The sequence below is a fragment of the Nonomuraea corallina genome (assembly GCF_027620315.1).
Classification (GTDB): domain Bacteria; phylum Actinomycetota; class Actinomycetes; order Streptosporangiales; family Streptosporangiaceae; genus Nonomuraea; species Nonomuraea corallina.
This window is the reverse complement of sequence record NZ_JAPNNL010000222.1, coordinates 1-10,657: the sequence shown is the minus strand read 5'-3', so window position 1 is coordinate 10,657 and position 10,657 is coordinate 1. Positions and strand designations below refer to the sequence as shown.

General features: G+C 72.7%; 8 protein-coding genes. 4 read left to right on the top strand and 4 right to left on the bottom strand.

Going from position 1 to position 10,657, the window contains the following annotated elements; translation table 11 throughout:
• Positions 1-2,672 (top strand): helix-hairpin-helix domain-containing protein (locus OUY22_RS33230; RefSeq protein WP_270159235.1); only part of this gene is annotated, 2,672 nt, incomplete at its 5' end.
• On the opposite strand, the gene OUY22_RS33225 is transcribed toward OUY22_RS33230, so the two are convergent.
• Both OUY22_RS33225 and OUY22_RS33220 read right to left on the bottom strand, forming a co-directional pair.
• On the bottom strand, positions 2,673-3,332 hold the full coding sequence (locus OUY22_RS33225) for a DUF4328 domain-containing protein (RefSeq protein WP_270159234.1): 660 nt from the start codon (positions 3,330-3,332) through the stop codon (positions 2,673-2,675).
• Between the two features lie 67 nt (positions 3,333-3,399).
• Positions 3,400-4,047, bottom strand: a complete 648-nt coding sequence (locus tag OUY22_RS33220; protein ID WP_270159233.1) for a response regulator — start codon at positions 4,045-4,047, stop codon at positions 3,400-3,402.
• A 91-nt stretch (positions 4,048-4,138) separates the two neighbouring features.
• Between OUY22_RS33220 and OUY22_RS33215 the strand changes: the two genes are divergently transcribed.
• Positions 4,139-4,816 carry an ABC transporter ATP-binding protein gene (locus OUY22_RS33215; protein ID WP_270159232.1) on the top strand — a complete coding sequence of 226 codons (678 nt, stop codon included), beginning with the start codon at positions 4,139-4,141 and terminating at the stop codon, positions 4,814-4,816.
• Positions 4,813-6,855 carry an FtsX-like permease family protein gene (locus OUY22_RS33210; RefSeq protein ID WP_270159231.1) on the top strand — a complete coding sequence of 681 codons (2,043 nt, stop codon included), beginning with the start codon at positions 4,813-4,815 and terminating at the stop codon, positions 6,853-6,855. Before OUY22_RS33215 ends, OUY22_RS33210 begins: the two co-directional genes overlap by 4 nt.
• A 46-nt stretch (positions 6,856-6,901) precedes the next feature.
• On the opposite strand, the gene OUY22_RS33205 is transcribed toward OUY22_RS33210, so the two are convergent.
• Together OUY22_RS33205 and OUY22_RS33200 are read right to left on the bottom strand one after the other, a co-directional pair.
• Entirely contained in the window at positions 6,902-8,389 is a 1,488-nt protein-coding gene (locus tag OUY22_RS33205) for a hypothetical protein (RefSeq protein ID WP_270159230.1), read from the bottom strand.
• A 214-nt stretch (positions 8,390-8,603) separates the two neighbouring features.
• Positions 8,604-9,605: an LLM class F420-dependent oxidoreductase gene (locus OUY22_RS33200; RefSeq protein WP_270159236.1), complete on the bottom strand. Its 1,002-nt coding sequence runs from the start codon at positions 9,603-9,605 to the stop codon at positions 8,604-8,606.
• Between the two features lie 80 nt (positions 9,606-9,685).
• Between OUY22_RS33200 and OUY22_RS33195 the strand changes: the two genes are divergently transcribed.
• On the top strand, positions 9,686-10,657 hold a 972-nt coding region (locus OUY22_RS33195; RefSeq protein WP_270159229.1), incomplete at its 3' end, for a sulfatase family protein.

Genomic DNA, 10,657 nt, shown 5'->3' with positions numbered 1-10,657 from the left:
ACCGGGTCGAGGACGGGCTGGCCGAGCGCGGCCTGCGCCGCTCGCGCGAGGCCAGGGAACGGGCGGCCGCCGAGCTCGACGTCATCGAGCGCAAACGGCTGTCCGGCTACTTCGTCGCGGTGGCCGGCATCACCGACATGATCCGCGAGATGGGGGTGCGCTGCGCCATCCGCGGGTCCGGCGCGGGCAGCCTGGTCACCTACCTCATCGGCATCGGCGAGGTGAACCCGCTGGAGCACGGCCTGCTCATGGAGCGGTTCCTGTCCGAAGGGCGGATCGGGCTGCCCGACATCGACGTGGACGTGGAGTCCGCGCGCCGCCTCGACTGCTACCGGGCGATCTTCGACAGGTACGGCGAGTCGCGGGTGGCGTGCGTGTCCATGATGGAGAACTACCGGGCGCGCAGCGCGATCCGCGACGTGGCGGGCGCGATGGGGCTGCCGCCGCACGAGATCGACGCCATCGCCAAGGCGTTCCCGCACATCCGGGCCCGGCAGATCACCGCGTCCCTGCGCGACCTGCCCGAGCTGCGCGAGAGCCGGCTCGGCGAGGCCGGGCTGGAGCGGGTGTTCCGGCTGGCGGAGAAGCTCGACGGGCTGCCCCGGCACATCGCGCTGCACCCGTGCGGGGTGCTCGTCGGCAACGCCGGGCTGCGCGACCGCACGCCGGTCGAGCGCAGCCTGCTGGGGTTCCCCATGTCGCAGTTCGACAAGGACGACGTGGAGGAGGCCGGGCTGCTCAAGCTGGACGTGCTGGGGGTGCGGATGCAGTCCGCGCTCGCGTACGCGCTCGGCGAGATCAAGCGGGTGGACGGCGTCACGGTCGAGCTCGACGCCCAGAGCGGCGACGATCCGGACACGCGTTACGTCCCGCACGACGACCGGGAGACGTACGACATGATCTGCGCCGGCCGGACGCTCGGCTGTTTCCAGATCGAGTCGCCGGGCCAGCGGGAGCTGGTCGCCAAGCTGGAGCCGCGCACCCTGCACGACCTGATCGTGGACATCTCGCTGTTCCGGCCGGGGCCGGTCAACTCCGACATGGTGACGCCCTACCTGGAGGCCAGGCACGGCTGGCGCAAGCCCTTCTACCCGCACGAGCGGCTGCGCGAGGCGCTGAAGGAGACGCACGGCGTGGTCGTCTTCCACGAGCAGGTGCTGAAGATCATCGAGGTGATGACCGGCCGCGACCTGTCGTTCGCCGAGACGCTGCGCCGCACCCTCGGCACGCCCGAGGGCCGGGAGCGGGTGCGCAACCACTTCGTGCCGCTGGCCAGGGCCAACGGGTTCGGCGACGAGGAGGTGGAGCGGGCCTGGCAGGTGCTGGACGCGTTCGGCGGGTTCGGCTTCTGCAAGGCGCACGCCGCGGCGTTCGCGCTGCCCACCTACCAGTCGGCGTGGCTCAAGCGGCACCACGCGGCCGCGTTCTTCGCCGGGGTGCTCACCCACGAGCCCGGCATGTACCCGCCCCGGGTGATCATCGACGAGGCGCGGCAGTGCGGGGTGCGGATCCTGCCGCTCGACATCAACAAGTCGGACAAGGACTGGCGGGTGGAACGGCTCGGCCCGCGGGTCCGGGTCCGCGTCGACCCGGCCCGCCTTGAGGGCGCCGACCGGCCCCGGCGCACCTTCAAGGCCGGCGCGTTCAGAGCCAGGGAGATCGGCGAGGGGTACGCGCTGCGGGTGCCGTTCTCGGCCGTCAAGGGGGTGAGCGAGGCCGAGGTGGAGCGCATGGTGGCGGGCCGGCCGTACACCTCGCTCGCCGACTTCTGGGACCGGGCCCGCCCGTCCCGGCCCACGATGGAGCGGATCGTGCAGGTCGGCGGGCTGGACGCGGTCCACGGGCTGCGGCCCGGCGCCGGCGAACGGTGGCGGCCCGGTGAGCTGACCAGGCGCGATCTGATCGCCCAGGTCGGCACGCTGGAGCGGGCCTCGTCGATCGGCGTCCAGGCGGGGCCGCGCCGGAGCAGGCGGTACGCGCCGGCGCGGCCGCCGGAGAGCCACCGTCCGGCCGCCGCGCAGCTGCCCCTCGGCTTCACCGAGCACGTCACCCCCGGCGAGCTGCCGGAGATGACCGAGGCGGAGATGGTCGAGGCCGAGCTGGAGATCCTCGGCATGGACATCAGCCGGCACGTCATCAGCTTCCACGACGAGCTGCTCGACGCGCTCGGCGTGACCCGCGCCCGGGACCTGCTCGGGCCCCGCAACGGGGCCGAGGTGCTGGTGGCCGGGGTCAAGGTGGCCACCCAGACGCCCGCCATCCGCTCCGGGCAGCGGATCATCTTCGCCACCCTGGACGACTCGACCGGGCCGATCGACCTGACCTTCTTCGAGTCGGTGCAGGGGCGGTGCGCGGCCACCGTGTTCGGGTCGTGGCTGCTGCTGGTGCGCGGCGCGGTCCGCCGCACCGGCGCCCGCGCGGTCTCGATCCGCGCCCTCGACTGCTGGAACCTGGCCGACCTGGACGCGCTGTGGCGGGCCCGCGGCCTCGACGCCGTCCGCGCCGAGCTGGACCGGCCCCCGGCGGACCAGGGCCCGGTGGGCGGGCGCGCCATCGAGTACGCCAACGGCTTCCGGCTGTCGCCCTACGCCGACCTGGGCCCGGCGGTCACCGACCCGCCCCGCCGCCTCTGGCACGCCAGTCCCGGCAGCTCCGGCCCCACCGCCGCGTGATCAGGTCGCCGGGTCCAGGTGGGTGGTCACGGGGGCGGGCGACGCGGCGCGCCCGACGGCAGGGGAACGCTGGAGGGCGGTGATCTGGTGGACCGTGGCCGCGCAGAGGGCGGCTGTCAGGGCCAGGCAGGCGAGCTCCGGAACCCCCAGGCCGGTGAGGCCGTCCGCGTCGAAGGGCAGGACGAGGGTGAACACCGCCAGCGTCGCCAGCCAGCTCAGCCACCAGCTCGCCACCAGGGCCACGCGCCCGCGCCGGCCCTCCTCCGGCGGGCCGGCCGCCTGCCACGTCTCGTACACCAGCACCGCGGGCGCGATCAGGTTGACGCCGGGGACGAACCAGGCGGCGGCGACCGTGCTCCGGGCGTAGGAGGGGGCGACCGCCTGGCGGGCGCGCACCAGCCAGGTCAGGTAGGCGATCGCGGCGGCGACGGTGGCGGTCACCACGAGCAGCAGCAGCACCGCGAAGGCCGTCGCCGCGCCCGCCAGCGCGTCGGCGTCGGCGCCCGACGGCCGCCCGCCGACCGCGGCCACCTCGGCGGCCAGGTGTCTGCCGCGCACCTGCTCGAAGACCACCAGCGCGCCCAGGGAGGCGACCTGCGCGGCGAGCGTCACGTAGACGGCGTTGGCGCTCTTGGTGGGCGGTGCCTGGGCAAGGCGCACGATGTTCTCCCCCCGGGCCATGCGCTGAGGTTCTGATTCACTTGTATCCCGGAGGCTGACCCGCTAATCAGCTCACGACGCCCGATTCCCACGCCCACGCGGCGATCTCCACCCGGTTCCTGGTGCCGAGCTTGGTGAAGATGCTGCCGAGGTGCGTCTTGACCGTCGAGAGCGACACGAACAGCTCCGCCGCCACCTCCTGGTTGGTGCGTCCTCTGGCAACCAGCCGCACCACGTCCAGCTCCCGCTCCGTCAGCGGCTCCGGCATCGGAGCGGGGGAGCGCCGGGGCTGGGCCAGGTGCCGCAGCAGCCGCACCGTCACCGACGGCGACACCAGCGATTCGCCTTCCGCCGCCGCCTTGACCGCCTCCACCAGCAGCGTCGGCCCGCTGTCCTTGAGCAGGAACCCGGTCGCGCCCGCCCGCAGCGCCCCGTACACGTACTCGTCCAGGTCGAACGTGGTGACGATGACCACCCGCATCGGGTTCTCGACGCCCGGCCCGGCCAGCAGCCGGGTCGCCTCCAGGCCGTCGAGCCGGGGCATCCGGATGTCCAGCAGGCACACGTCCGGCCGCAGCCGCCTGGCCTCGGCGACCGCGGCCGCGCCGTCCGCGACGGCCGCGACCACCCGTATGTCCGGTTGCGCGTCCAGAATCATCTGGAACCCGGTACGCACCAGTTCCTGGTCGTCAGCGATGAGAACCCGAATTGTCACGCCCCAGACTCTAGGGTCAACCGAACGGCCGATGCGGACCGTACCCATGGCCGATCCGCCCGCCCGGTCCGTCCCGGCACGCTGGGGAACCATGAACGACGTGCTCGCTGGGCGTGCTCTCGCCAAACGGTTCGGGCGGACGGTGGCGCTGGGCGGGGTGGACCTCGCCGTGGCCGCAGCGGAGGCGGTGGCGATCATGGGGCCGAGCGGCTCCGGCAAATCGACGCTGCTGCACTGCCTGGCCGGGATCATGAAGCCGGACGCGGGCGAGGTGCACCTGCTCGGTCAGCGCATCGACGACCTGGGGGAACGGAAGCGCAGCGCGCTGCGCCGCACCCGGTTCGGGTTCGTGTTCCAGTTCGGCCAGCTCCTGCCGGAGCTGCCGGCCGAGGAGAACGTGGCGCTCCCGCTCATGCTCGGCGGCGTCGCCCGCCAGGACGCGGTACGGACCGCGCGGCAGTGGTTCGGCCCGCTCGGGCTGGGCGGCATGGAGGGCAGGCGACCCGGGGAGCTGTCCGGCGGGCAGGCGCAGCGGGTGGCGATCGCCAGGGCGCTGGTGACCAAGCCGGCCATGGTGTTCGCCGACGAGCCCACCGGGGCGCTCGACCAGACGACCGGCCACGAGACGATGCGGCTGCTGGTGGAGGTGACCAAGCACAACGGCGCCTCCCTGCTCGTGGTCACCCATGACCCGGACGTGGCCGCGTGGTGCGACCGCACGGTCGAGGTCCGCGACGGCAGGCTGCTGACGGGCGGGGTGGCGGCGTGAACCTGGAACTGACGTGGCGGCTGCTCAAGGGAGGCGGCCGCCGCGGGCTGCTCGGCACCTGGCTGACGCTGGGGGCGGTCGCGGTGGCCACGGCGCTGCTGCTGTTCGCGGTCACGGCCAATTTCGCCTTCCAGTCCAGGGGCGAACGCGACGCCTGGCGCAACCCGGTGCCGGCGGGGAGCGCGGCCACGGCCGTGCAGGCGGCCCGGTTCGACTACGTACGGGACCGGCGGCTGGTGGTCGTGGACGTGGCGGCGCTGCCGGGGAGGGCACCCGCGCCGCCGCCGGGGCTGGACCGCTTCCCCGCGCCGGGCCAGACGTGGCTGTCGCCGGCGCTGGCCGCACTGGCGCGGGAGCTGCCCGCCGACCAGTTCGCGGCCCGCTTCCCCGCCGTGGCCGGGCAACTGGGAGAGGAGGCGCTGGCCTATCCCGGTGAGCTGGTGGCCGTGGTCGGGCACCGGCCGGACGCGCCCGTCATGACCGCCGAGCGGAGCGACGACTGGGTCGTCGGCCGGCCGCCCACCCGCGTCGCCGACTTCACCGGCAGGGTGTCGGAGGACGCTCAGGCGTACCAGGTGCTGGCGCTGATCGCGAGCGTGCTCATGGTGGTGCCGCTGCTGGTGTTCGGCGGAGCCGCGGCCAGGCTCACGGTCGCCAGGCGCGACCAGCGGCTGGCGACGCTGCGGCTGGTGGGGGCGACGCCTGGTCAGGTCGTGGGGATGACGGTGGCTGAGGCGGTCATCGTGGCGTTCGCCGGCGCGGTCGCCGGGACGGTGGCGTACGCGGCGGCGGTGCCGCTGCTGACCCGGATCGAGATCGGCGGCGGGCCCTGGTACGCCGGCGACCTGTGGCCGCACCCGCTGCTGCTGGCCGGCACGCTCGTCGCGGTGCCGCTGCTGGTGGGCCTGTCGGCGGTCGCCGGGCTGCGGCGGGTGGTGGTCAGCCCGCTGGGCGTGGCCAGACGCCAGACGCCGCCCGGGATGCGGGTGCTGCGGGTGCTCACGCTGCTCGCGGTGCTGGCCGCCTTCCCCCTGGTGGGGCTGGAGCCCAGCGCGACGGTGATCGCGGTGGCGATCGCGCTGGCCCTGCTCTCGCTCAACCTCGCCGGGCCGTGGGTGGTCGGCCTCATCGGCCGGATCACCGCCGCCTTCGCCCGCGGGCCCGCCCTGCTGCTGGCCGGGCGCAGGCTCGTGGACGATCCGCGCTCGGCCTGGCGGACGGTCAGCGGGGTCGCGCTCACCGGGTTCGTCGCCGGGTTCCTCGGGATGCTCAGCCCGGGGGCGTTCTCCAGCGGGGCGTCCGATGCGGTGTTCCGGCTCGCCGTGCCGGAGGGGCGGCCCGCGGTGGTCGCGGAGCGGGCACGCGAACGGATGCGGGACGCGGGGCTCGCCGCCCGGGTCGAACAGGCGAAGAAGCTGGTCACGGTAACGGTGACCGGCATCGCCGCCCCGGCCACCGGTGACCCGGCCAGGGGTGACACGGCCAGGGGTGACACGGCCAGGGGTGACACGGCTGCCGGCGAGGGGGCCGCCGGTGACGGGGACGCTGTCGACGCGGCCGTCGTCGACCGGACGCGGACCGCGCTGGCCGGGCTCGTCCCCGGGTGGACACCCACCAGTGAGGCCGACGACCAGCGGTTCGGGTTCCAACTGCTGGCCGACGTCCGGGTGGGCACGGTGGTGGTGCTGGCGGTGTCGTTCCTGGTGGCCATCGCCAGTGCGGGGATCACCGCGGCCTCGTCGGTCCTGGACCGGCGTCAGACGTACGGACTGCTGCGGCTGGCGGGCACCCCGCTGACGGTGCTGGACCGGGCGCGGCGGGCCGAGACGCTGATCCCGCTCACGGTGATGGGCGGCGGCACGATCGCGGCCGGGGTGTTCTGCGCGACGCCGTTCATGCTGGGCGCCCCGAACCTGAGCGGGGCGGTCATGCTGGGGGTCTGCGTGGCGCTGGGCTTCGCGGGCGTGCTCGGGGCCGGGGCGCTGACCAGGCCGCTGCTGGTGGCGGTTACCACCGACCCGTCACCACGCCCCGACTGACCCTTCGGCCGCGATCCCTTATCCGTGATCACTTATCCGTGATCCCTTATCCGCGGAGAACGGTGACCTGGCGGCCGGACGGCGTGGTCGCCTCGTCGAACGTCCCTCGCTGGTTCCACGGCGGAGCCTCGGGCCGCCGGTCGAAGATCACCAGCACGCCCGTGGTGAGGCTGAGGCGGTCCAGGTAGCCGTCGAGCTGGGCCAGCCCCTCGGGCAGCGGGTCTTCCTTGCCCGCCCGCCAGACCTTGAGCTCCATCGCCTCCCGCTGCACCAGGCGTTCGCCGTCCGGCCCGGTGTAGGGCCAGCGGACCAGCACGTCCAGACGCTTGGTTCCGGCCGCGTACTCCCGGTCGAGATAGCCGCCGCCGTTGACCAGCCGGTGCAGGAAGGCCATGAGGATGATCTGGCAGGCGGCCTCGTGGTAGCCCTCCTGCTGGACGATCACCTCGCCGTGCTCGCGCCAGAACACGACGAACTCCCGCAGCAGCCGCTCCAGGTCGAACCGGCCGTCCCGCATGACGAAGCTGCGCGGATCGGACCTGACCAGCCGCGCCGTGCGGTCGCCCAGCACCCGGAGCAGGACTTCGCGATAGATGGGGTTGGCGATCTCCAGATCCATGGTCCCGCGAATGAGGCCCAGGTCGTGGACATAGGAGACATCATCGTCAATGCTGCCGTCCATACTCGGCACCGTGCCGGCCACGATCGGTTCGATCACTCGTCTGACCCGGGGCTCGTGCAACCGCGCGGCCAGGGAGTCCAGGTGGATGGCACGTGCCCGGATCAGCCGCTCCTTCGCGTCTTCCACGTGCCCGGCGGTGATGGCGCCGGTCACCCCCATCTCGAAGGTGATCTCGTGGGCGAGGGCGTTGACCAGCCACGGCTGGCCCTGCGTCAGCTCGAACACCCGGTCCACGGCGTCCTTGGTGAACTCCTGGCCAGTCGCTTCGGTGTGCTGGCCGTACAGTTCGCCGATCTGATCGGCGGTGAAGTCGCCCAGGCGCAACGACTCCGTGACGATGTTGAACGGGCTGGTCGGATTGCACCGCCCCGGGTCGGCGCCCACCGCGGTCTTGTAGTCACGGACGTCGCGCAGCCCGCACAGGATCACGGACGCGGGGAACGGGTGCCCGTCGGGGCGGGCGTTGTGGCCGTCTCTGAGCTGGCAGAGGAAGCTGACCAGGCTGTCGCCCTGCAGGGCGTTGATCTCGTCGAAGAACAGCACCACCCGGCGCGGACTGCGGTGGCACCACTCGGCCAGCGCCGCACTGATCCGGCTGCCCGGCGTGGCCTGCGGCCAGGGGTCCGGCGGGAGCAGTTTCTTCGGCCAGCCCGACCGCCTGGCGGCCTCGCGGATGGAGTCCAGCAGCATCGACTCTGCCCAGCCGACGTCATCGTGGGCCACCTTGGCGCGTTCGCAGGAGAACTTCAGGGCCGCGATGTCCCCCTCGGCTGTCAACTCGGACGCCAGGGTGCGCAGACCTGTCGTCTTGCCGGTCTGCCGGGGCGCGTGGACCACGAAGTAGCGGTCCATGTCGATCAGTGCTCGTGCTTCGGGGAGCCGTGGCGTTGGAGGCAGCATGTAGTGGCGCCGGGGGTCACACGGACCTGCGGTGTTGAAGGTTTTCGCCGGGGGCGTTCGCATAGTCACATACTGTCATCACTGGGGTGCTGTGCGTGGTGATTGCCGTTCCCTGATCCCCGTCGTCATCGGTCTCGCCGACGGAGACGCCGGGGATGGCCGGAGCTCAGCCGAGTACGAGGTCGCGGATCGTGCGCAGGGAGTCCTCGTCGCGGGGGCCCATGACCAGCAGTGACGTGACGGGGGACCTGTGCCACGGCTCCAGGCGTTCCTTGATCCGGCCGGGCGGGCCGACCAGGGAGATGCCGTCGGCCAGCTCGTCCGGGATGGCGCGGAACGCCTCGTCCTTGCGGCCCGCCAGGTAGAGCGCCTGGATGCGCTCAGCGGCCTCGGCGTAGCCCATACGGCCGATGATGTCGGCGTGGAAGTTGCGGTGCCGGGCCCCCATGCCGCCGATGTACAGCGCCAGCATCAGCTTGACCCCGTCGAGCGCGGCCCGGACGTCGTCGGAGATGACCACCATGACCATGGCGGCGATGTCGAAGCCGGGGTCGCGCGAGGCGAGCGCGTCACCGTACATCTCCTCGATCTTGGAGGGGAACGCGAACAGCGGGAGCCAGCCCTGGCCGATCTCGGCGGCCAGGGCGACGTTCTTCGGGCCCTCGGCGCCCAGGTAGACCGGGATGTCGGGGCGCAGCGGGTGGGTGATGAGCTTGAGCGGCTTGCCGAGGCCGCCGGGCAGGGGGAGCGGGTAGTGCGGGCCGTCGCTGGTCACCGGCTCCTCGCGGCGCCAGACCTTGCGCATGATCTCGACGTACTCCCGCGTACGGGCCAGCGGTTTCGCGAACGGCCGGCCGTACCAGCCCTCGACCACCTGCGGCCCGGAGGCGCCCACGCCGAGCAGCAGCCGGCCGCCCGTCAGGTGGTCGAGCGTCATGGCGGTCATGGCGGTGGTCACCGGCGGGCGGGCCGACAGCTGGGCGACCGAGGTGCCGAGCTTGATCCGTGAGGTGCGCGCCCCGTACCAGGCCAGCGGCGTGAACACGTCGGTTCCGTACGCCTCCGCCGTCCACACCGAGTCGTAGCCGAGCCGCTCGGCGGCCAGCACCGACTCGGTCGCGTCGTCGGCGTGGCGCTGCCAATAACCGACGTTCAGGCCCAGCTTCATCGACACCTCCGGAAGGTAGTTCTATTACCCCTGGGGTGGGCGGGGGTGTCAATGCGCGAGTCGCAGGGGAAGCCAGAGCTGTGCTCATCCGCTGCCTCGCCTGCGTCCTGCTCCTGCTGTCGCTCGCGGCCGAGCCCAGCGGCGCCCACCGGGCGTCACGGCCGAGCATCGTGGTGATCCTGGCCGACGACCTGGAGGCCGGCACTCTCGGCCACTTCCCCGAGATCACCCGCCACCTGGTGCGGGAGGGCACGTCGTTCGACCGGTTCTTCACGGCCGACTCCTGGTGCTGTCCGTCGCGCTCGTCCATCCTGCGCTCCCAGTACGTGCACAGCCACGGCGTCTGGACCAACACGGCGCCCGAAGGGGGATTCGAGCGTTTCAACGGCCTGGGTCTGGAACGTTCCACCATCGGCACCTGGATGCAGGACGCGGGCTATCGCACCGCGTACCTGGGCAAGTACCTCAACCACTACCCCGGCCCGATGCCCGAGACCTACGTGCCGCCCGGCTGGGACACCTGGCACGTGCCCGTGCGGGGCCTCTACGACGAGTACGGCTACCGGCTCAACAGCGACGGCAGCCCTGTCGAGTACGGCTGGGGCGAGCACGATCACCTCGCCGACGTGCTGGGAGACAAGGCGCGCGAGTTCATCGAGGCGGACGGGCGGCCGTTCTTCCTCTTCCTCGCGCCGGTCGCGCCCCACCTGCCGGCCCACCCTCCGGTACGGCACGCGGAGGCGTTCGGCGACCTCATGGCGCCCCGGACGCCGTCGTTCGACCAGGCGGACGTCAGTGAGGAACCGGCCTGGCTGCGCGACCGGCCGCCGCTGAGCCGGACCGAGATCGACCGGGCCGATGAGATCCACCGCACCAGGATGCGAGCCATGCTCGGGGTGGACGACCTGGTCGGCACGGTGATCCAGGCTCTGAGGGACACGGGCCGGCTGGATGACACGTACGTGTTCTTCACCTCCGACAACGGCTTCCACCTCGGCACGCACCGGCTGACGCAGGGCAAGACCACGCCGTTCGAGGAGGCGATCCGGGTG

What these genes read in the sequence shown, in the direction of transcription:
- OUY22_RS33215 (WP_270159232.1), top strand. Translation starts at nt 4,139, where the DNA reads ATGAACGACGTGCTCGCTGGGCGTGCTCTCGCCAAACGGTTCGGGCGG.
- OUY22_RS33205 (WP_270159230.1), bottom strand. Translation starts at nt 8,389, where the DNA reads ATGGACCGCTACTTCGTGGTCCACGCGCCCCGGCAGACCGGCAAGACG.
- OUY22_RS33200 (WP_270159236.1), bottom strand. Translation starts at nt 9,605, where the DNA reads ATGAAGCTGGGCCTGAACGTCGGTTATTGGCAGCGCCACGCCGACGAC.